Raw genomic sequence first — 21,710 nt, forward strand, 5'->3', positions numbered from 1 at the left:
ACCGGATAAATTCGACAATGGGCGACACCCGGCCCAGATTTTCCCGAGCCTATCGACTGGGCGAGTCAGAATTTCAGCATGGACGGTCAGGAGAACGAGCAGCAGGACAGCCGAGGCGGCCAGCCGCCGGAGACGGGCTGGAGCCGGCGGCTCCGGCGACGGCCCCGGCGAGCCGGCGGCCGTTCGACCCGCTGGCGGACGCTACGCGCCGTCGGGATGACCCTGGCCGTACTCGCCATAACCCTGGCCGGGGTGTTGATCGGCACGCTGGCCGGCGGCCGGGTCAGCACCGAGGTTGGGCCGTTCCAGGCGAACCTGACGGTGACCCCGGCGCTGCACGGCGGCACCACCATCGACATCCCGCCGCTCGGCGCCCTGCTGCTCGACAGCCACGACGGGCCGACCGAGTTGACCGTGCAGGTCGGCGCCCTCGATCAGGACCGCACCGAGGCGTTGCTGCACGACCCGGAGAGCCTCGACCGGGCGAGCCAGACCGCCGTCGACGACATCCGCGAAGGCATCCTGCGCCTCGGTGTCCGTACGGTCGCCGCCACGGTGCTGGTCACTCTGCTGCTGGCCCTGCTGGTGTTCCGCGACACCCGCCGTACGGCCTGGGCGGGGGTGCTCGCTCTCGTGATCACCGCGGGCAGCCTGGGCACCGCGGCGGCCACCCTACGACCGCAGGCGATCGAAGAGCCCCGCTACGAGGGGCTGCTGGTCAACGCGCCGGCGCTCGTCGGCGACGTCCAGCGGATCGCCAACGACTACACCCGCTACGCCGAGCAACTCCAGCGGCTGGTCGGCAACGTCAGCCAGCTCTACTCCACCGTCTCGGAGCTGCCGGTCTTCGAGCCGCAGCCCGGCACCACCCGGGTGCTGCACATCTCCGACCTGCACCTGAACCCAGCCGCCTGGCAGGTCATCCAGACGGTGGTGGAGCAGTTCGGGATCGACGTCGTGGCCGACACCGGCGACATCACCGACTGGGGCAGCGAGCCGGAGGCGAACTACGTCGACTCGATCGGGCTCCTCCGCACGCCCTACGTCTACATCCGCGGCAACCACGACTCGGGGGGTACGACCGCGGCCGTGGCCCAGCAGCGCAACGCCATCGTGTTGGACAACACGACCGCCGTCGTCGCCGGGCTGACCTTCGCCGGCATCGGGGACCCGCGCTTCACGCCGGACAAGAGCACCTCACCGGCGGCCAGCGGTCTGACCGGGGAGACAGCCGACCAGCTCATCGGCGTCGGTGAACAGTTGGCGGCCACCGCCCGTAGCTCACCCCGACCGGTGGACCTGGCGCTGGTGCACGACCCCGCCTCGGCGGGGCCCCTCTCCGGCGCCACCCCGCTGGTACTCGCCGGACACACCCACAACCGCGAGGTGTACCGGCTGCCCCAGCAGCCGGACCAGACCCCCACCCTGCTGATGGTGCAGGGTTCGACCGGTGGCGCCGGCCTGCGCGGGTTGGAGGGCGAGGAGCCCACCCCGCTGTCGATGACCGTCCTCTACTTCGACGAGGAGAAGCTGCTCCAGGCGTATGACGACATCACCGTCGGCGGCACCGGCCAGGCCCAGGTGAACCTCGAACGGCACATCGTGGAGGACCCGAAGGCCGGGGCCCCCGCTCCGGTCACCCCCACCCCGACCCGCTGACCGCCGGACCAGCCAACGGTCAGCTACCGGTCAGCGCAGGGAGAGGGCGGCGAGGGCGGCGTTCACGATGCTGCCCGGCAGCAGGTCGTGGAGCTCATACAGCTCGGCGACGCTGCCGGACTGACCGAACTCGTCCACGCCGAGGGGCACCGCCGGAGCGCCGACCGCCGAGCCGAGCCACGCCATCGCGTGCGACGCGGCGTCGTGCACGGTGACCACCGGCACCCGGTCGACGAAGGCCGACCGCAGCGCGCCCGGAACGCTCGGCACGGTCGCGGTGCGGACCCCCTGGCGCAGGGTGCGCTGCCAGGCCCGGTAGAGGCGGTCCAGGCTGGTGACGTCCACGACGTGCGCGGCGATCCCCTCCTCGGCCAGCTCGGCCGCCGCGGCGAGCACCTCGGGCAGGACCGCACCGGAGGCGGCGAGCTGCACGACCGGGGCGTCGGCGAGCTGCGGGTACGCCTGATGGGCGTCGACCAGCCGGTAGGCGCCGGCGAGCACCTGCCGGCGCAGCACCGCGTCGCCGAGCCGGCTCCGGGCCGCCGCGAACGGAGCCTGGTCAACCGGGCGGGTACTGAGTCGGAAGTAGTATCCGCCGTCCTCCCCCGGCGCGGCGGTCGCAGCCGGCGCCGTACCGCCGGCGATCTGCCCCAACGCGTCACAGAGCAGCCAGTCCAGGGTGGTGGCGTAGGCGGGCTCGACGAAGGTGACCCCGGGCAGCTCCACGCCGACGCTGGCGGTGAGCGTCGACTGGTGTGCACCCCCCTCCGGCGCGAGGGTGACTCCCGAGGGGGTGCCCGCGACCACGAACCGGGCGCCGGAGTAGGTGCCGTGGAGGAAGGCGTCCAGGCCCCGCAGCACGAACGGGTCGTAGACGGTGCCGACCGGCAGCAGCGGCTGCCCGGAGTGGTCCCAGGCCAGGCCGAGCTGGCCGAGCAGCAGGAACAGGTTCATCTCCGAGATACCCAGCTCGATGTGCTGGCCGGCCGGGCTCTCCGTCCACCGCAGCATCCGGTCCTCGGACCACGCGCGCTGCGAGGTGGGCGCGAACACCCCGGACCGGTTGATGAACCCGGCCAGGTTCGTCGAGGTGGCCACGTCCGGGGCGGTGGTCACGAGGTAGCGCCCGACCTGCGGGTCACGGGACAGGTCGACCAGGACCCGGCCGAAGACCTCCTGGGTGGAGACCGGCTTGTTCGCGCGTACCCGGGTCGTCTCCGGGACGCTGACGCCCAGTGCCCGCGTGCGTGGTGCCCGGGACAGCGCCTCCCGGCGTTCCCCGGCCCGGACACCGGCCGCCGACGCCGGGTCGAGCCGGTCCCACTCGGTGTCCCGGGTGTGGCCGTGCGCGGCCCGCAACTCGTCCACCTGCGCCGTGGTGAGCAGCGCCGAGTGGTTCCGGGGGTTGCCGGCGATCGGCAGCCCCCAGCCCTTCACCGTGTACGCGAAGACCACGCTGGGCCGGTCGGTGACCGCGTCGCACTGGGCGTAGGCGTCTAGCATCGCCGCCAGGTCGTGCCCGCCGAGGTCGGTGACGAGCGGGCCCAGTTCGTCGTCGGGGATGTCGGCGATGAACTCCGCGACTCCCGCCGGCGCGCCGTCGAGGAACTGCTTGCGCAGCAGCGGCCCGGCCAGGCCGAAGAGCGACTGGTACTGCTCGTTCGGCATCCGGTCGATCCAGTCCCGCAGCGCCGCCCCACCCGGACGGGCGTACGCGGCAGCGAGCCGGCGGCCGTACTTGACCTCCACGACGTGCCAGCCCGCGGCCTCGAACTGGCCCCGCCACTGGTCGATCCGAATGCCCGGCACGACCCGATCCAGCGACTGACGGTTGAAGTCGACCAGCCACATCACGGTGCCCAGCCCGGCGGTGGCCGGGTCGGCGACCGCCTCCCAGATGTTGCCCTCGTCCAGCTCGGCGTCGCCGATGAGGGCGACGAACCGGGACCGGGGACGGGCACCGAAGTGCGCGTCCACGTAGCGGCGGGTGACCGCCGCGAAGAGCGGCGCCGCCGCGCCCAGGCCCACCGAGCCGGTGGAGAAGTCGACCTCGTCCGGGTCCTTCGTCCGGGACGGGTACGACTGGAGGCCACCGCGGGCGCGCAGCCGGGTCAGGTACGACCGGTCCAGGTTGCCGAGCAGGTACTGGATGGCGTGGAACACCGGGGAGGCGTGCGGCTTCACCGCGACCCGGTCCTCGGCGTCGAGGTGCGCGAACCACAGCGCCGTCATCGCGGTGACCAGCGACGCGCTGGACGCCTGGTGCCCGCCGACCTTGACGCCGTCGCCGGTGTCCCGGTCGTGGTTGGCCGCGTCCACGATGCGGGTGGCGAGCCACAGCACCCGGCGTTGGATCTCGTCGAGGACAGCAAGGTCGTGCTGGTTCACGGGGGGACTCCATCCGGGCGCCGCCGTTGGCGCCCTCCGAGGGGTGGGCGGGAAGGGCCCGCCGGCAACCAGCCGGCGGGCCCTTCGGCGCACGTCAGCCCTGGACGCCGAGGCGTTCCAGGATCAACTCACGCACGGTCTTGGCGTCAGCCTGGCCACGGGTCGTCTTCATAACCGCACCGACCAGGGCACCGGCCGCGGCCACCTTGCCGCCGCGGACCTTGTCGGCGATGGCGGGGTTGGCGGCGATCGCCTCGTCCACCGCCGCGGTCAGCGCGCCGGTGTCGGAAACCACCTCCAGCTTGCGGTCAACCATGATCTTGGCCGGCGAACCCTCTCCCGCGACCACGTGCTCCAGCACCGTACGGGCCAGCTTGTCGGTGAGTTTGCCGGCGTCGACCAGGCCCTGCAACTCGGCGACCTGCTTCGGGGTGGCGCCGATGTCAGCCAGCTCCGCCCCGGTCTCGTTGGCCCGGCGGGACAGCTCCCCCAGCCACCACTTGCGGGCGGCGGTCGGGGTGGTGCCCGCCGCGATGGTCGCCTCGATCAGCTCGACCGCGCCCGCGTTCAGGATCGACTGCATGTCCAGGTCGGACAGGCCCCACTCCTGCTGCAGGCGGCGCCGGTGCAGCCGCGGCAGCTCCGGCAGCGCGGCCTTCAACTCGGCCACCCAGGTCGGGTCCGGCGCGACCGGCACCAGGTCCGGCTCCGGGAAGTACCGGTAGTCGGTCGCGGTCTCCTTGGACCGGCCGGAAGTGGTGTCCCCGGTGTCCTCGTGGAAGTGCCGGGTCTCCTGGATGATTCGGCCACCCGCCCCGAGCACCGACGCCTGCCGGATGATCTCGGAGCGCACCGCGCGCTCCACCGATCGCAGCGAGTTGACGTTCTTCGTCTCGGTACGGGTGCCCCACTGCTCACCCGGGAGGTTGAGGGAGGTGTTGACGTCGCAGCGCAGCGACCCTTCCTCCATCCGGACGTCGGAGACGCCGAGCGAGCGGAGCACGTCGCGCAGCTCGGTGACGTACGCCCGGGCCACCTCCGGCGCCATCGCACCGGCGCCGGGGATCGGCTTGGTGACGATCTCGACCAGCGGGATACCGGCCCGGTTGTAGTCGACCAGCGATTCGGTCGCGCCGTGGATGCGGCCGGTGGCCCCGCCCACGTGCAGGGTCTTGCCGGTGTCCTCCTCCATGTGCACCCGTTCGATGCTGATCCGCACCGGTTCGCCGTTCACCTCGACGTCCAGGTAGCCGTCCACGCAGAGCGGCTCGTCGTACTGGCTGATCTGGTAGTTCTTCGGCATGTCCGGGTAGTAGTAGTTCTTCCGGGCAAACCGGCACCACTGCGCGATCGAACAGTTCAGCGCGAGCCCGATCCGGATGGTCGCCTCCACGGCCGCCCGGTTGGCCACCGGAAGCGAGCCCGGCAGCCCCAGGCAAACCGGGCAGACCCGGGTGTTCGGCGCCCCGCCGAAGTCGGTCGGGCAGCCACAGAACATCTTGGTGTTCGTGCCCAACTCGACGTGGGTCTCCAGGCCGATCACCGGTTCGTAGCGCGCGACGACCTCGTCGTACGCGGGCAGTGTCGTCGTCATCGGTGCTCCTGCCTCACAGTGCCGGTGGGGTGAACGGGCCGACAGCGCTCTCCAGCGCGGCCGCGACCCGGTACATCCGGTCGTCGGCCATCGTCGGTGCCATGACCTGCAGGCCAACCGGGAGCCCGTCGGCGAGACCACAGGGCACCGAGATGCCCGGCCCGCCGTACAGGTTGCTCGGAATGGTGAACAGGTCGGCCAGGTACATCTGGTACGGGTCGGCGGTGCGCGCCCCGACCGGGAACGCGACGAACGGCGTCGTCGGCGAGATCAGGGCGTCGACCTGGTCGAAGGCGGTGGCGAAATCCCGGCTGATCAGGGTGCGCACCTTCTGCGCCTGACCGTAGTACGCGTCGTAGTAGCCCGACGAGAGGGCGTACGTGCCGAGCATGACCCGCCGCTTGACCTCCGGGCCGAAACCGGCCTCCCGGGTCGCCGACATGACCTCCTCCAGCGACCGGACTCCGTCGTCACCGACCCGCAGGCCGAACCGGACCCCGTCGAAGCGGGCCAGGTTCGACGAGCACTCGCTCGGGGCGATCAGGTAGTACGCCGGCAGCGCGTACCGGAAGTGCGGGCAGGAGACCTCGACGACCTCGGCGCCCAACTTGGTGAGCGTCTCCACCGCCGCCCGGAAGGCCGCCAGCACGCCCGGCTCGGCGCCCTCCCCGGCGAACTCCCGGACCACGCCCAGCCGAACCCCGGTCAGGTCGCCGCTGGCACCGAGCCGGGCAGCGGCCACCACGTCCGGCACCGGTGCCGGAATCGAGGTCGAGTCGAGCGGGTCGTGGCCACCGATCGCCTCGTGCAGCAGCGCGGCGTCCAGCACCGTACGGGCGCAGGGGCCGGGGGTGTCCAGCGAGGACGAGAAGGCGATCAGGCCGTACCGGGAGGTCCCCCCGTAGGTGGGCTTGACGCCGACGGTGCCGGTGACGGCCCCGGGCTGTCGGATCGAGCCGCCGGTGTCCGAACCGATCGACAGGGGCGTCTCGTACGCGGCCAGGGCGGCCGAGCTGCCGCCGCCGGAGCCGCCCGGGATCCGGCTGAGGTCCCACGGGTTGTGGGTCGGCCCGAAGGCCGAGTACTCGGTGGACGAGCCCATCGCGAACTCGTCCATGTTGGTCTTGCCCAACATCACCGTGTCGGCCGCCCGCAGCCGCCGCACGATCGTGGAGTCGTAGGGCGGGCGCCAGTCGGCCAGGATCTTCGACCCGGCGGTGGTCGGTACGCCCTTCGTGGTGAGCACATCCTTGACCGCCACCGGCACCCCGGCCAGCGGGCCGAGCGGCTCACCCGCGGCGCGACGCGAATCCACGTCGCGGGCGGCGGCGAGGGCACCCTCCGTGTCGACGTGCAGGAAGGCGTGCACCCGGTCGTCAACGGCCGAGATCCGGTCCAGGTGCGCCTGGGTGACCTCGACCGCCGAGGACTCGCCGCGCGCCACCAGGCCGGCGAGTTCGGCGGCGGAGAAGCTGGTCAGGTCGGTCATGAGGCCACATCCTCGTCCAGAATCCGCGGTACGCGGAACCGCTGCTCGGCGGCGTCGGGCGCGCCCGACAGCGCCTCCTGGGGTGTCAGGCACGACGCCACCACGTCGTCGCGCAGCACGTTGGTCAGCGGCACGGAGTGCGACGTCGGCGGGATGTCCGCCGCGGTGACCTCGCCGACCTGGGCGACTGCCTGGAGGATCACGTCGAGTTGGCCGGCGAGGGTAGCCAGCTCCTCCTCGGTCACGGCGAGCCGCGACAGTCGCGCCAGGTGCGCGACCTCCTCGCGGGAGATGGCGGCCATCGGTGCCCCCTTCGTGGCTGTTTTGCTGATCTGTCCGCGCCGACCGCGGGCGGTGCTGCGCTACCCGCGGTGACCGCAGCGAGTCTATTGCTCCCGCCCGACGCCGCTGCCCCGACTCCCCCTCAGCGGAGCGACGGCGGGGTTGCCGGTCAACGGGCGGGGTGCGGCCCGACGGCGGCCTCCGGGCCCGGCGTCGGGCGGACCGGGCGATGCCGGGCCAGCCAGGCGACAAGCTCCTCGGCCGGCATCGGCCGGGCATAGAACCAGCCCTGCGCGGCGTCGCAGCCAATCGCGTGCAGCATCCGCCAGGTTCGCTCGTCCTCCACCCCTTCGGCCACCGCCCGTAGCCCGAGCGCCCGGGCCAGCTCGACCACCGAGGTGACGATCGCCGCGTCGTCGGCGTCCTCGGTCATCCCGAGCACGAAGGAGCGGTCCACCTTGACCTCGGTGAGCGGTAGCCGCCGCAGGTGTTGCAGGGAGGAGAAGCCGGTGCCGAAGTCGTCCAGGGCGATTCCCACGCCGAGCCGGTGCAGCCGGGTGATGGTGGCGAGCACCCGCCGCGGGTCGGCCATCAACGCCCCCTCGGTGATCTCCAGCTGGAGGCGCTGCGGCGGTACGTCGTGCTGGGCGAGTCGCTCCGCGATCCGATCGGCGATCTCCCCGGTGTGCAGGTCCCGGACGCTGACGTTCAGGGCGGCCCGGAGGACCACACCCGCTGCCTGCCACCGTCCCAGCTGCGCCACCACGTCGTCGATGACCCGCAAGGTGAGCAGGCGCATCACCGCGCTCTGCTCGGCCACCCGGATCAGCTCCTCCGGGTCGACCATCCCGCGCCGGGGGTGGCGCCAGCGCAGCAGCGCCTCGACCCCGACCACCTCCCCGGTCGCGATGGCGACCTGCGGCTGGTAGTACATGGTTATCTCACCCGCGCCGGCCGGGTCAGCCAGGCCACCGGCGCACCCCACCGCCGCGGTGAGCTCCGGCCCCCCGGCTCCGTCGGTGGCGGCGGCGAGCGGTTCAACGGTCTCGCCGGAGGCCGGCAGGCCGGCCGGGCCGACGATGGCGCGGCGGCGAATCGGGTCGGCGGCGGTGACGATCCGCTGGATCAGCTCGTCGGAGTGGACCAGGTGCACGCGCTGCCGCCGGCCCCACCGCGACCACCGGCCCGGGCTCGACCCGCTCGTGCCGGGCAGCACCGCGTCGGCGCCGCCGAGCACCGGACGCGCCGAACCGTTGCGCCCCGGGTCCGCCCCGCCGCCGTCCGCGTCGGGGCGTAACCCGGAGGCGAGGACCCGACGCAGGTCGGCCAGGAGACCCAGCCGCTCGGCCGAGTTGTGGTCGGACTCGGCCACGTAGACGGCGACCGTGTCGTTGCGCTGCTTCGCGTCGTACATCGCCACATCGGCGTGGCGCATCAGGGTGGTGAAGTCCTCACCGTGGTCGGGGAAGAGCGCGACCCCGATCGACCCGCCGACATCCAGCGGCAGCCCGTCCAGCGTGACCGGCTCGGCCAACGCGGCCACCACCTGGCCCGCCCGGTCGCGTGCCTCGGCGACGTCGGTCAGCCCGGTCAGCACGATGGCGAACTCGTCCCCGCCGAGCCGGGCCACCAGGTCCCCATCGGCGACCTCGGTCAGCCGGGCGCCCACCTCGACCAGCAGCCGATCGCCGACGGCGTGCCCGAGCGCGTCGTTGACGTGCTTGAACCGGTCCAGATCGAGCAGCAGCAGCGCCATGCGGGCCGGCGCCGAGCCATCCGCGGCCCGCTCCGCGTGCCGGTGCAGCCGCGCGCCGACCTCGGCGACCAGTGCGTTCCGGTTGGGCAGGCCGGTGAGGGGATCGAGAGAGGCGAGCTGCTGCTGCTCGGCGCTGAGCCGGGCCATCTGGTAGACCGCGAACAGCGGCGCCAGCACCAGCGGGACCAGCGCCGCGCTCGCCTGGGCCGCGGTGATCAGCACCGGCGCGAGCAGCAGCAGCGAACCGGTGGAGAGCAGCTCGAAACCCATCCCCGGCCGCCAACGTGCCCCGAACCGCAGCCACACCGCCGTGCTGACCAGCCCGTAGTTGACGGTGAACCAGGCGAGCATCGCGCCACTGACCGCCACCACGTCGGTCCCACTGAGCTGCCCGCCACCGACCAGGTCGCCCGGGCCGAGGCCGATCAGAACATGGGCGGCGGCGAGGGCACAGGCGTACTGACCGGCGTTGAAGGCGATTCGCCAACTGGCGTGCCCCATTCGGACTCCGGACACCACGACCGCCACCGCCTGCACGGCGACCGCCGGGCCCAGCCCCCAGCCGAGCAGGATGGCGAAGGTGAAGCAGATTGACGGAAACATGACCGACGACCGCCGCCGCCCCGCTGGGACGAACGGCCAAGCGTCTCCGGCGACCGCCAGCACCGCCATGGTCCAGAACGCGGCGGGCAGCCGGAACACCTGGTCCGGGAGGGCCAGCAACGGAGCCGCCGACGTCAGCGCGGCCACGGCGAGGACCACCGCCACGAAGGCGAAGAACGGCGCGCTCCGTCCTGGTGGGACGAAGTTGCGCGGGTCGGCCGTCGCCATCACACCTCCCGCGGGTCAGGGTCGGCGCACCCAGGTGTACGCCGTGTCCCCCATGTAACGCCCCAGGAGCCACAATTCCCCGTACGACAGCCACGAATCGGTCGTAGTCGTAATTAAGTTGGTATACGCGCCCACGGCCGCCGGTCAGTCCTCGACCCGGGCCACCGCCTGAGCAGCCTCGGAGCCCGCGTCGAGCAGCACCGCGAAACCCTCTTCGTCCAGCACCGGCACCTTCAGGCTCGCCGCCTTCTCCGCCTTCGTCCCAGGGTTGTCACCGACCACCACAAAGGCGGTCTTCTTCGAGACCGAGCCGGTGACCTTGCCGCCGCGCGACTTGATCGCCTCGGCCGCCTGGTCCCGGGAGAAGCCGGCGAGTGTCCCGGTCACCACCACGGTCACCCCCTCCAGCGGGCGCGGCCCCTGCTCGACGGCCTTCTCCGCCATCCGCACCCCGGCCTCGGCCCACTTCCGCACCACCTCGCGGTGCCAACCCACGGCGAACCACTCCCGCACGCTCGCCGCGATGGTCGGCCCGACTCCGTCAACAGCCGACAGCTCCTCCTCCCCGGCCTGGTCAATCGCCTCGACCGACCGGAAGTGCCGGGCCAGGGCCTGCGCCGCGGTCGGGCCGACGTGCCGGATGGAGAGCGCCACCAGCACCCGCCAGAGCTCGCGCTCCTTGGCCACGGCCAGGTTCTCCAGCAACTTGACCGCATTGCTGCCGAGGCTGCCGTCCTTGTTGACGAAGAACGGGGACCGCGCCAACTGCGCGGTGTCGAGAGTGAACAGGTCGCCCTCATCGGTGATGATCTGGGCGTCGAGCAACGCGGCGGCCCCCTTGTAGCCCAGGACCTCGATGTCGAAGGCCCCCCGCCCGGCGAGGTGGAAGACCCGCTCCCGGAGCTGGGCCGGGCAGCTACGCGCGTTGGGGCAACGGATGTCGATGTCGCCCTCCTTCGCCGGCGCCAGCGGGGTGTCGCAGCACGGGCACCGGCTCGGCATCACGAACGGCCGAGCCTCCGGTGGGCGCAGCTCGACCACCGGGCCGAGCACCTCGGGAATGACGTCACCGGCCTTCCGGATCACCACCGTGTCGCCAATCAACACCCCCTTGCGCTCCACCTCGCGGGCGTTGTGCAGGGTGGCCAGCGCCACCGTCGACCCGGCCACCCGGACCGGCTCCAGGACCGCGAAGGGAGTGACCCGGCCGGTGCGCCCGACGTTCACGTCGATGTCGAGCAGCCGGGTGTTGACCTCCTCCGGCGGGTACTTGAACGCGATCGCCCAACGCGGTGCCCGGCTGGTCGAACCCAGTCGGCCCTGAATCGCCACCGGGTCGACCTTCACCACCACGCCATCAATCTCGTGCTCGACGTCGTGCCGGTGCGCGGCGTAGTGCGCGATGTACTCCGCCACACCGGTCAGCCCCGGCACCACCCGCCACCGATCGCTGGTCGGCAGCCCCCAGGCCCGCAACGCCGCGTACGACTCGGACTGGGTGCTCGGCGCCCAGCCCCGGCGGGCCCCGAAGCCATGCACGACCAGCCGCAGCGGCCGGGACGCGGTGACCCGTGGATCCTTCTGCCGCAGGCTGCCGGCGGCCGCGTTGCGCGGGTTGGCGAAGGGGGCCCGCCCCTGCTCGACCAGCCCGGCGTTCAGATCCGCGAAGCCGGCGACCGGGAAGTAGATCTCACCGCGGACCTCGAGGAAAGTGGGAATCTCCGGAAACTCGGCCGACGGCGTCAGCTCCCCCGGCACGTCCCGAATGCTGCGGACGTTCGCCGTCACATCCTCGCCGGTGCGGCCGTCCCCGCGGGTGGCCGCCCGGACCAGACGCCCCTGCTCGTAGCTCAGATTGATCGCGAGGCCGTCCACCTTCAGCTCGCAGAGGTAGGGAACCGGGCCACCGGCATCCCGCTCGACCCGCTCGGCCCAGGCCGCCAGCTCCTCGTCGGAGAAGGCGTTGTCGAGCGACATCATCCGCTCGGCGTGCGCCACCGGGGTGAAGTCGGTGGAGAAGGCGCCCCCCACCCGCTGCGTCGGCGAGTCCGGCGTGCGCAGGGCCGGGAACTCCGCCTCCAGCGCCGCCAACTCCCGCAGCTGCTCATCGAAGGCCGCGTCGGAGACGGTCGGCGCGTCGAGCACGTAGTAGCGGTATTGGTGCTCGGTCAGCTCCCGGCTGAGCGTCGCATGCCGCTCGCGCGCCGCCGGGGTCGGCTCCGCGCCGGCCGCCGCCTCCTGCCCCGCAGGGACCTGCTGGCCGATGGCATCCTCGGACATCGCCCTGACCTCCCATTCTTCCCTACCCCGGGAACCGTATCGGGGCGGTGAGACATTGCGCCGGTCGCCCGCCCGCGTCCGCGACGGCGAGGCGATACCGGCCGCCAGCCCCGGCCCGGACGGCCGCCCGGCCACCGGCGGGAGCGGTTGCGCGAGTCACCGGCGGGAGCGGTTGCCCGAGTCAGGCAACACTCAGCCCGCGCCGCTCACCCCTGCTCGCTCAACCGCCGTCCCGCGTCCCGGCAGGCGGCGAGGACCGCTCGAGTGTGTCCTCCGGTGGCGTTCGCCAACCCACAGGCCGGCGTGACGACAACCTGCTCGGCGAGCTGCCGACGGGGGAACCCGAGGCGGTCCCAGAGCCGGCGGACCCGCTCGGCGACCTGCGCCGACGTCGGTGCGTCGCCGGCCGATGCCGGTCGCGTGGGCACGGCACCGGCCAGGAGGCCCAGCCCCGCGTCGATCGCCTCACCCAGCGGATCCAGGTCGGTGATCAGGTCGAGATCGAGGGCCGCACCAACCGCGCCGACCTCCCGAATCAACTCCAGCGGCACGTCCGGGGCGCAGCAGTGCACCACGACCGGTACGTCGGCGGCGACGACGACCTCGCGCAGCAGGCTGCGGGCCCGGCCCGGCTCCACCGGCTGATACGTCCCGAACCCGCTCTCAGTCGGCACCCGACCGGCGAGCACCGCCGGCAACGACGGCTCGTCCAGCTGCAGCAGCACCGAGGCCCGCGGTAGCCGACGCGTGACGGCCGCGACGTGTTCCCGTACCCCCTCGGCCAGGGAGCCGACCAGGTCCCGCACCGCGCCGGGATCGCGTACCAACCGGCCGCCCACCGGCAGCTCCACCGCCGCGGCCAGGGTCAGCGGACCGGCGACCTGGACCTTGACCGGCCCGGCGTACGCCTCGGCCTGCGCGGCGAGTTGGTCCAGATCCCGCTCCATCAGGTCCCGGGCCCGGCGCCGGTCCCGGCCCGGGCGGGAGGCGACGCGCCACCGGGCAGCGTAGAGCTCGACCGGCAGCTCCACCAGCAACCCGGCGGTCCGGCCGATCAGCTCCGCGCCCGGGCCACGGGCGGGCAACTCGGGCAGGTGGGGAAGGAGGGGCAGCTCACCGAGGACGATCCGCTGGGCCTCCGCGATGTCGGTGCCGGGCAGCGACCCGACACCGGTCGCCGCACCCGCGGGCCACGGCCACGGCTGATCACTCACGGTCGAAGACTATCCGATTCGCGGACGACCGCCGCCGGGCCACCCGGGCGGGTCAGGCCGCGATGGTGGCGGAGCCGAGCACGATGTCACCCGCCGGGTCCGGGCGGTAAGCCACGATCGCCTGGCCGGCCGCCACCCCGCGGACCGGCTGATGCAGCTCGGCCCGGAGCCCGTCGCCGGTCACCGCCACGGTCGCCGACACCACGTTGCCGTGCGCACGCAACTGCACCTCACACTCGACCGGATCGGCCGGCCGGGGCCCGCCGATCCACACCGGACGCCGCCCCTGCACCTGGGACACCGCCAACGCCTCGGCCGGGCCCACCGTCACCGTGTTGGTCTTCGGGGTGATCGACAGGACGTAGCGGGGGCGACCGTCCGGGGCCGGGCGGTCCAGGTGCAGCCCGCGCCGCTGCCCGACCGTGTAGGCGTACGCCCCGGCGTGCCGGCCCACCACCTCGCCGGTGGCATCGTCAACGACATCACCGGGCGTCGTGCCGAGTCGCTGGGCGAGGAAACCACGGGTGTCCCCGTCGGCGACGAAGCAGATGTCGTGCGAGTCCGGCTTGTCGGCCACCGCCAGGCCGCGCCGGGTCGCCTCCGCTCGGACCTGCGTCTTCGTCGAATCCCCCAGCGGGAACATCGACCGGCTCAGCTGCTCGCGGGTGAGCACGCCGAGCACGTAGGACTGGTCCTTGGCGAGATCGACGCTACGGCGCAGCAACCCGTCGGCGCCGAGCCGCGCGTGGTGGCCGGTGACGACGGCGTCGAAGCCCAGGGCCACGGCCCGGTCCAGCACCGCGGCAAACTTGATCTTCTCGTTGCAGCGAAGACAGGGATTCGGGGTACGGCCGGCCGCGTACTCGGCGACGAAGTCGTCCACCACGTCGGCCTGGAACCGCTCAGCCATGTCCCACACATAGAACGGGATGCCGAGCACGTCGGCGGCCCGCCGGGCGTCCCGGGAATCCTCCAGCGTGCAGCAGCCCCGGGCGCCGGTGCGATAGGTCTGCGGGTTGCGGGCCAGCGCCAGGTGCACCCCGGTCACGTCATGCCCCGCCTCGGCAGCCCGCGCCGCCGCGACCGCGGAGTCCACGCCGCCCGACATCGCCGCCAGCACCCGCACCCCGACCACCTTCCCCACACCGTCCGGCACCACGGTGGCGCCCGGACGAGCGTAACCACCCTGGCCGCCGCCCCCAAACCCAGCGCCCCGCTCTCCGCCGACGGTGCCGGCGAAGCGGCTAACTGCCGCCGGGCGTCGACGGGTCAGCGCGAAGCGCGGAGGCCACCGGCCCGCCGGGCCCGGTCGACCGCCTCCGGCAGGGCCGCGATCAGCGCGTCAACCTCCGCCGATGTACTGGTGTGACCGAGCGTGAAGCGCAGCGAGGAGCCGGCACGAGCGCTGTCGGCACCCATCGCGAGCAGCACATGACTGGGCTGGGCGACCCCCGCCGAGCAGGCCGAGCCGGTGGAGCAGGCGATGCCCTGCGCGTCGAGCAGGAGCAGCAGCGCATCGCCGGCACAGCCGGGAAAGGAGAAGTGCGCGTTGCCGGGCAGGCGATCGTTCGGGTCCCCGTTGAGCACCGCCTCCGGCACCGCCTGCCGCACCCGCGTCACGAGGTCGTCCCGGAGCGCGGCGACCCGGGCCGCGTACTGCTGCTGGTGTCGAACCGCCGTCTCCAGGGCGACCGCGAAAGCGACGATTCCGGCCGTGTCCAAGGTCCCCGAGCGGACATCCCGCTCCTGGCCACCCCCGTGCAGCAGCGGGGTCACCGCGACGTCCCGGGCGAGCACCAGGGCACCAACCCCAGCCGGCCCGCCGAGCTTGTGCCCGGTCACGGTCAACGCCGAGACGCCACTGGCGGCGAAGTCCACCGCCACCTGACCGACCGCCTGGACCGCGTCGGTGTGCAGCGGCACCCCGTGCTCGGCGGCCACCGCGGCCAACTCGGCGACCGGCTGGACCGTACCCACCTCGTTACTGGCCCACATCGTCGTGATCACCGCCACCTGGTCGGCGGCGGTGGCCAACTCGGCGCGCAGCCGCTGCGGGGTGACCCGGCCGAGGGCATCGACCGGGAGCCAGCTCGCCTCGGCGCCCTCCTGCGCGGCTAGCCAGTCGACGGCGTCGAGCACCGCGTGGTGCTCCACCGCGCTGGACACCACCCGGGTCCGCCGGGGATCGGCGGATCGGCGGGCCCAAAAAATGCCCTTGACCGCGAGGTTGTCACTCTCGGTGCCACCACCGGTGAAGATCACCTCGGCGGGGCGGGCACCCAACGCGGCGGCCACCCGCTCGCGCGACTCCTCCACACGGCGGCGGGCCTGGCGGCCCGCCCCGTGCAGGGCGGAGGCGTTGCCGACCTCGCGAGCGGTGGCGACGTACGCCTCCAACGCCACGTCGAGCATCGGAGTGGTCGCCGCATGATCCAGATAAGCCATCAGGGCCAGCCTAACGACCGAATCGGCGTCAGCCGGAAGCCGGCGGGCTTCCCGAGGGAAGAGTCGCACCGCGTGGGCACGCCAGCTCGGCTCAGCCGAGCCGGCGGCCGAACCAGCCGAACCGCTTGTCGAGTGCCACGACGGCACCGGCCACGAGGGCGACGCCCAGGATCCGCAGCCACGTTCCGGGACCGATGGGCGCCGTCCGGAACAACGTGTTCAACACCGGCAGGTAGGTGAGCGCCACCTGGCCGAGGGCCTGTAGCAGCACCCCGCCGATCAGCCAGCGATTGCTGAACAGCCCCAGCCGCCACGCCGAGTGGCGCAACGACCGGCAGCTGAACAGATAGAAGACCTGCACCGCGACGACGAGGTTCACCGCCGCGGTACGAGCCTGCGCCAGTTCCGCGCCGCCGCTGCGCTCCCACTCGAACACCCACCAGGCACCGGCCACGACCAGTGCGGAGACGAGCAGAATCCGCACCACCAGAGCGCCGGTCAGCAGCGGCTGGGCCGGATTCCGGGGCGGCCGGGACATGGTCCCGCCCTCCTTCGGCTCGAACGCGAGCGTCAGCCCGAGCAGCACCGCCGAGGTCATGTTGATCCAGAGGATCTGGCTGGGCAGGATGGGCAACGCGGTGCCGAGCACGATGGCGACGAGGACCAGCATGCCCTCGGCCGCGTTGGTGGGCAGGGTCCAGGTGATGAACTTGGTGAGGTTGGCGAAGACGCCCCGCCCCTCCTCGACGGCCGCCTCGATCGTGGTGAAGTCGTCATCGGTGAGGATGATGTCCGACGCCTCCTTCGCCACCTCGGTGCCGCTGCGTCCCATCGCCACCCCGATGTCGGCCTGCCGCAGGGCCGGCGCGTCGTTCACGCCGTCCCCCGTCATGGCCACCACCTGCCCATCGGCCTGCAACGCCTCCACCAGCCGCAGCTTCTGCTCCGGCGACACCCGGGCGAAGACCGCCGCCCGGTCCACCGCCGCCGGGCTGTCGGCGGGCGAGAGCCGCGCCAGGTCGGTGCCGGAGAGCACCGCGCCGGGCCCCGGCTCCGCGGCCAGCAGTCCGAGGCGACCGGCGATGGCGCGCGCGGTGCTCTGGTGGTCGCCGGTGATCATCTTTACCGAGATTCCGGCTCGCTGGCTGGCCGCGATCGCATCGGCGACCGCGGCCCGGGGCGGATCAAGCATGGCGTGCAGACCGGTGAAGACCAGGCTGCCGGGTAACTCCTGCTCCGCCAACTCGGCCGCGCCGTCCAGCCGCACCTGCGCCGTGGCCAGCACCCGCAGCCCCTCGCCGGCGAGCGCTCCGGCGGCGGCCAGCACCTCCTCCCGGTCCAGTGGCACCGGTTGCCCCTGCTCGTCCAGCGCCCCGACGCTCCACTCCACCAGCCGCTCGACCGCGCCCTTGACCAGCACCACCCGTCCGCCGTCCCGAACCTCGTGCAGGGTCGCCATGAACCGCCGCTCCGAGGTGAACGGGATCGACGCGACCCGGGGCAACTCCTCGGCCACCGCCGCGGCCCACAGGCCACCCTTGGCCGCCACCACCAGCATCGCGCCCTCGGTCGGGTCGCCGAGCACCACGTACTCCTCGTCCCGCTCGACCAGCCGAGCGTCGTTGCAGGCCACCCCGGCGAGCAGCGACCAGCGCAGCGCCCCGGCATCAGAGATCCGGGCGGCCTCGCCGTCGGGCCCCCGGAGCTCACCGGCTGGCCGGTATCCGCTGCCGGTGACCTCATACCGGCCGGCGACTGTCCAGAGCGCCCGTACCGTCATCTGGTTTTCGGTCAGGGTGCCGGTCTTGTCCGTACAGATCACCGTCGTGCTGCCCAGCGTCTCCACCGCCGGCAGTCGCCGGATCACCGCTCGCCGGCGGGCCATCCGCCCCACCCCGATCGCCAGCGTGATCGTCACCGCCGCCGGCAGCCCTTCGGGAATGGCCCCCACCGCCAACGCCACGGCGGCGGTGAACATCTCACTGCCGCTCTCCCCCCGGAGGATGCCGACTCCGAAGGCCACCCCGGCGAGCACCAGGATCACGACGGTGAGCAGCCGGCTGAATCGGGCCAGCTTGGTCGTGAGCGGGGTGTCCAGCACCTGGGCGCTGCCGATCAGGCGATGAATCCGACCCAGCTCCGTCTCGGCACCGGTGGCCGTGACCAGACCGGCCGCCGAGCCGCCGGTGACAAGCGTTCCGGAGTAGAGCAGGTTCCGACGATCGGCCACCGGCGTCCCGTCCGGGACGACGACCTCGTCCTTGCGGACGGGCTGTGACTCACCGGTCAGGGCCGACTCATCGACCCTGACCTCGTCGGCCCGGGCCAGGCGCAGGTCAGCGGGGACCTTCTCCCCCGCCTCGACCAGCACCAGGTCCCCGGGGACGACCTCCGCCGACGGCACCCGCCGCGGTTGGCCATCCCGGACCACCCGGGTCTCGGTCCGCACCATCGACCGCAACGCGTCCAGCGCGGCCTCCGCCCTGGACTCCTGCAGGAACCCGACCAGGGCGTTGACCAGGACCACACCGAAGATCACGACCGAGTCGACGTACTCGGCGAGCAGCAGCGTGACCAGGCCGGCACCCACCAACACGTACACGAGGGGGTTCTGGAACTGGCGGAGCAGCCGGCGGAGCAGGCCGCCGCGACGGGCGGCCGGCAGGACGTTGGCCCCGAAGCGCTCCCGGCGGTCGGCCGCCGCCGCGTCACTCAGGCCGCGCTCGGTGTCGGTCTCAAGCAGCAGCACGACCTCGGGCAGGGCCAACGCGTGGTGACCCCGGTCGGGCGTCCTCGGCATCCGCGCTCCTCGTTCCCTGCCTCGGCCGGGGTGCGTACGGGCACGCAGGCCATCCTCGCAGGTTGACGGGGCGGCGGTGCGTGGACGCCGATACGACCAGCGCCGGGAACCCCGTGGGGCTCCCGGCGCTGGTCGTGGACGACGAGTCAGCTCACCGGCGCTTGCGGATCTCCTCGGCGGTCTGCGGTACGACCTTGAACAGGTCGCCCACCACGCCGAAGTCGGCGAGTTCGAAGATCGGCGCCTCACCGTCCTTGTTGACCGCGATGATCGTCTTTGAGGTCTGCATGCCGGCCCGGTGCTGGATCGCGCCGGAGATACCGAGCGCGATGTAGAGCTGCGGGGAGACCGTCTTGCCGGTCTGACCCACCTGGAACTGGTGCGGGTAGTAGCCCGAGTCGACGGCGGCGCGGGATGCGCCGACGGCGCCACCGAGCAGGTCCGCCAACTCCTCGACGAGCTTGAAGTTGTCGGCGGTGCCGACCCCACGGCCGCCGGAGACGACGACCGACGCCTCGGTCAGCTCCGGACGGCTGCCCTTCTGCTCGGCGACCCGGTTGACGACCCGGGCGAGCTTGTCGGCGGCCGGGACCGAGACGGTGAGCTGCTCGACGGCCGGGGTGGCCGCGGCCGGTTCCGGGGTGACCGAGTTCGGCCGAACGGTGACCAGCGGCAGGCCACGGGTGACCTTGGACTTCACGATGGTGGAGCCGGCGAAGACGACCTGCGTCGCGGTGCCGTCGGCGTCCAGCCCGACCACGTCGGTCAGGATGCCGTTGTCGAGCTTCACCGCGAGCCGAGCGGCGATCTCCTTGCCCTCCTGGGCGGAGGCGAGCAGCACGGCGGCGGGCTGCACCCGCGTAACCAACTCGGCCAGGACGGTGGCCTTGGGCGCGACCAGGTAGCCGTCGATCTCCGCGCTCTCGGCGGCGTAGATCTTCGCTGCCCCGTACTCACCCAGCTTCGCGCTCAGCGCCTCGGCTGCGCCGGGGCCGCCGAGCACGACCGCGCTCGGCGTACCCAGGCCACGGGCGAGGGTGAGCATCTCCAGGGTGACCTTCTTGACGCCGAACTCCTGGGTGGCTTCGACGACGACGAGAACCTCAGACATGTCCAGACCTGCTCTCACACGAACTTCTCGGTGGCGAGGAACTCGACCAGCTGCGTGCCGCCGGCGCCCTCGTCGGTGACCTTCGTGCCGCTGGAGCGCGGCGGGCGCTTGCTGTGCTCCAGCACGACGCTGGTCGCGCCGGCGTGGCCCACCTCGGCCGGGGCGACACCGAGGTCGGCCAGGGGCAGGGTCTGCACCGGCTTCTTCTTGGCAGCCATGATGCCCTTGAAAGAGGGGTAGCGCGGCTCGTTGATGGTGTCCCAGACGGAGACCACGGCGGGCGTCTCGGCGGTGATCACCTCGTAGCCCTCCTCGGTCTGCCGCTCGATGGTGAGCGTGCCGCCGTCGACGGTGAGCTTCCGGGCGCCGGTCAGCGCGGCGACGCCGAGCCGCTCGGCGATCATGTGCGGTAGGACCTGGACCCGGCCGTCGGTGGACTCGGCACCACAGAGCACCAGATCGGCGTTCAGCTGCCCGAGCGCGGCGCTGAGCACCTTGGCGGTGGTCACCGCGCAGGACCCGGCCAGGGCGTCGTCCAGGACGTGTACGGCCTTGTCCGGCCCCATGGAGAGCGCCTTGCGGATCGACTCGGTCGCCTGGTCGGGCCCCATGGTCAGGAGGGTGACCTCGCCGCCGTGCGCCTCCTTGATCTTCAACGCCTCCTCGATGGCGTACTCGTCCATCTCGTTGATGACGTTGTTCGCCGAACCGCGGTCGACGGTGTTGTCGTCAGTACGCAGGTTGCGGTCCGCGCCCGAATCGGGCACCTGCTTGACGAGTACGACGATATTCATCGCGCTTCGACGACCCTCCTGTGGTTGATGCGATTCGCTCGCCCGGTATGGGGCGCAGCCTCCCGCGTAACTCAACGTGCGGTCAACCGCGGACGCTGTGCGGTTGCCCACGACGCCATGTTACCCACAAGTAGCTTCCGCCTCCGGGGCCCGTATGGTGACACAGCTCACCGGGGCGACTCAGGCCGGCTCCACCAGCGCACCCCGAATGCGCTCGATCATCGCTGTCTCCCGCGGGGTGACCCCCCGGTGGGCCCCGGCCGCCTGGTCGGCGGCGGCCAACACCACCTCCTGGTAGGTCCGCACGTCCTGCGGCGACTTCTCCCGCAGGATCGCCACCGCCCGGGTCAGCGCCGGCAGCACCACAGACTCGATCTCGAGCTCCGAATCGCGCGGCAGTCGAGGCAGGGGACCACTGGTCAGCACCGCCTTGACCATCCCACTGGAGTCAGCCAGCGCGGCGGAGGCGGCGAAGCTCTCCCGAACCAGCGCCAGCACACCGGGCTCCACATTTGACACGAGGACGACCGCGCCGAAGGCGCCCGTCTTGAGGGTCAGCCGCTCCTCGGCCGTCAACCGCTGCTCCATGATCACGGAGTGTAAATGTCGCGCCCGCCGCGGGGTGCGGCAACAACCACGGGTACGTCATGATGGTGTCATGGCTCGGCTGTACGTTCTCCTCTTCCTCGCGCAGGTCGTCCTCGCCGTCGTCGCGTTGATCAGCTGTCTCTCGGCCGAGGAGGGCGACATCCGCGCCTTGCCCCGGATCGCCTGGGTGCTGGTCATCCTCTTCTTCCCGCTGGTCGGCTCGATCGCCTGGTTCGTCGCCGGCCGGGAGACCAGAGTCGGTCAGCCCGGAGCCGGCCGGCCGGCCGGCAACGCTCTCACCGGGCGCCGGCGCCGCCCGGTCGCCCCGGACGACGACCCTGAGTTTCTCCGTTCGGTTGAGGAACGCACCCAGAGCCAGGCCGACCGGGAGCTCTTCCGCCGCTGGGAGGAGGACCTGCGCCGCCGGGAGGACGATCTGCGCCGCCGGGACGGTGAGCAGAAGCGACCCGACGCCTGAC

The 21,710-nt window shown here is 72.4% G+C and carries 15 protein-coding genes; 2 read left to right on the forward strand and 13 right to left on the reverse strand.

Annotation, left to right across the window (positions count from 1 at the left end; all coding sequences use genetic code 11):
* The first annotated feature begins 78 nt into the window (after positions 1-78).
* Positions 79-1,659 (forward strand): metallophosphoesterase, encoded by a 1,581-nt coding sequence (locus SALPAC3_RS0108430; RefSeq protein ID WP_018220800.1) that lies wholly within the window; start codon positions 79-81, stop codon positions 1,657-1,659.
* Positions 1,660-1,689: 30 nt separating this feature from the next.
* On the opposite strand, the gene SALPAC3_RS0108435 is transcribed toward SALPAC3_RS0108430, so the two are convergent.
* From SALPAC3_RS0108435 to SALPAC3_RS0108495, 13 genes are all read right to left on the reverse strand, one after another.
* A complete protein-coding gene (locus tag SALPAC3_RS0108435; RefSeq protein WP_018220801.1) occupies positions 1,690-4,047 on the reverse strand; it encodes a transketolase-like TK C-terminal-containing protein in 2,358 nt (785 codons plus the stop codon).
* Between the two features lie 94 nt (positions 4,048-4,141).
* On the reverse strand, positions 4,142-5,641 hold the full coding sequence (gene gatB / locus SALPAC3_RS0108440) for an Asp-tRNA(Asn)/Glu-tRNA(Gln) amidotransferase subunit GatB (protein WP_018220802.1): 1,500 nt from the start codon (positions 5,639-5,641) through the stop codon (positions 4,142-4,144).
* Between the two features lie 13 nt (positions 5,642-5,654).
* The gene (gene gatA / locus SALPAC3_RS0108445) at positions 5,655-7,130 is read right to left on the reverse strand and encodes an Asp-tRNA(Asn)/Glu-tRNA(Gln) amidotransferase subunit GatA (RefSeq protein ID WP_018220803.1); all 1,476 of its coding nucleotides are present in this window, start codon (positions 7,128-7,130) and stop codon (positions 5,655-5,657) included.
* Positions 7,127-7,432 carry an Asp-tRNA(Asn)/Glu-tRNA(Gln) amidotransferase subunit GatC gene (gene gatC / locus SALPAC3_RS0108450; protein WP_018220804.1) on the reverse strand — a complete coding sequence of 102 codons (306 nt, stop codon included), beginning with the start codon at positions 7,430-7,432 and terminating at the stop codon, positions 7,127-7,129. Before gatC ends, gatA begins: the two co-directional genes overlap by 4 nt.
* 149 nt (positions 7,433-7,581) lie before the next feature.
* Positions 7,582-9,999, reverse strand: a complete 2,418-nt coding sequence (locus tag SALPAC3_RS0108455) for a putative bifunctional diguanylate cyclase/phosphodiesterase (RefSeq protein ID WP_018220805.1) — start codon at positions 9,997-9,999, stop codon at positions 7,582-7,584.
* 144 nt (positions 10,000-10,143) lie between these two features.
* Positions 10,144-12,279, reverse strand: coding sequence for an NAD-dependent DNA ligase LigA (gene ligA, locus SALPAC3_RS0108460; protein WP_018220806.1), 2,136 nt, complete (start codon positions 12,277-12,279; stop codon positions 10,144-10,146).
* 206 nt (positions 12,280-12,485) lie between these two features.
* The gene (locus tag SALPAC3_RS0108465) at positions 12,486-13,493 is read right to left on the reverse strand and encodes a uroporphyrinogen decarboxylase/cobalamine-independent methonine synthase family protein (protein WP_018220807.1); all 1,008 of its coding nucleotides are present in this window, start codon (positions 13,491-13,493) and stop codon (positions 12,486-12,488) included.
* A gap of 52 nt (positions 13,494-13,545) precedes the next feature.
* On the reverse strand, positions 13,546-14,619 hold the full coding sequence (mnmA, locus tag SALPAC3_RS0108470; RefSeq protein WP_196234329.1) for a tRNA 2-thiouridine(34) synthase MnmA: 1,074 nt from the start codon (positions 14,617-14,619) through the stop codon (positions 13,546-13,548).
* A 143-nt stretch (positions 14,620-14,762) separates the two neighbouring features.
* Positions 14,763-15,938 carry a cysteine desulfurase family protein gene (locus SALPAC3_RS0108475; RefSeq protein WP_026185359.1) on the reverse strand — a complete coding sequence of 392 codons (1,176 nt, stop codon included), beginning with the start codon at positions 15,936-15,938 and terminating at the stop codon, positions 14,763-14,765.
* 91 nt (positions 15,939-16,029) lie between these two features.
* On the reverse strand, positions 16,030-18,738 hold the full coding sequence (locus SALPAC3_RS0108480) for an HAD-IC family P-type ATPase (RefSeq protein WP_018220810.1): 2,709 nt from the start codon (positions 18,736-18,738) through the stop codon (positions 16,030-16,032).
* Positions 18,739-18,889: 151 nt separating this feature from the next.
* Positions 18,890-19,849, reverse strand: coding sequence for an electron transfer flavoprotein subunit alpha/FixB family protein (locus SALPAC3_RS0108485; RefSeq protein ID WP_018220811.1), 960 nt, complete (start codon positions 19,847-19,849; stop codon positions 18,890-18,892).
* Between the two features lie 14 nt (positions 19,850-19,863).
* Positions 19,864-20,643 carry an electron transfer flavoprotein subunit beta/FixA family protein gene (locus SALPAC3_RS0108490; protein ID WP_018220812.1) on the reverse strand — a complete coding sequence of 260 codons (780 nt, stop codon included), beginning with the start codon at positions 20,641-20,643 and terminating at the stop codon, positions 19,864-19,866.
* 180 nt (positions 20,644-20,823) lie between these two features.
* Positions 20,824-21,237, reverse strand: coding sequence for a hypothetical protein (locus SALPAC3_RS0108495; RefSeq protein WP_018220813.1), 414 nt, complete (start codon positions 21,235-21,237; stop codon positions 20,824-20,826).
* Between the two features lie 64 nt (positions 21,238-21,301).
* Here SALPAC3_RS0108495 and SALPAC3_RS0108500 point away from each other — a divergent pair, with 64 nt between their 5' ends.
* Positions 21,302-21,709 carry a PLD nuclease N-terminal domain-containing protein gene (locus SALPAC3_RS0108500; RefSeq protein WP_018220814.1) on the forward strand — a complete coding sequence of 136 codons (408 nt, stop codon included), beginning with the start codon at positions 21,302-21,304 and terminating at the stop codon, positions 21,707-21,709.
* Position 21,710 lies beyond the last annotated feature (1 nt).

Origin of the sequence: Salinispora pacifica DSM 45544 (assembly GCF_000378845.1) — a bacterium.
Classification (GTDB): Bacteria; Actinomycetota; Actinomycetes; order Mycobacteriales; family Micromonosporaceae; genus Micromonospora; species Micromonospora pacifica.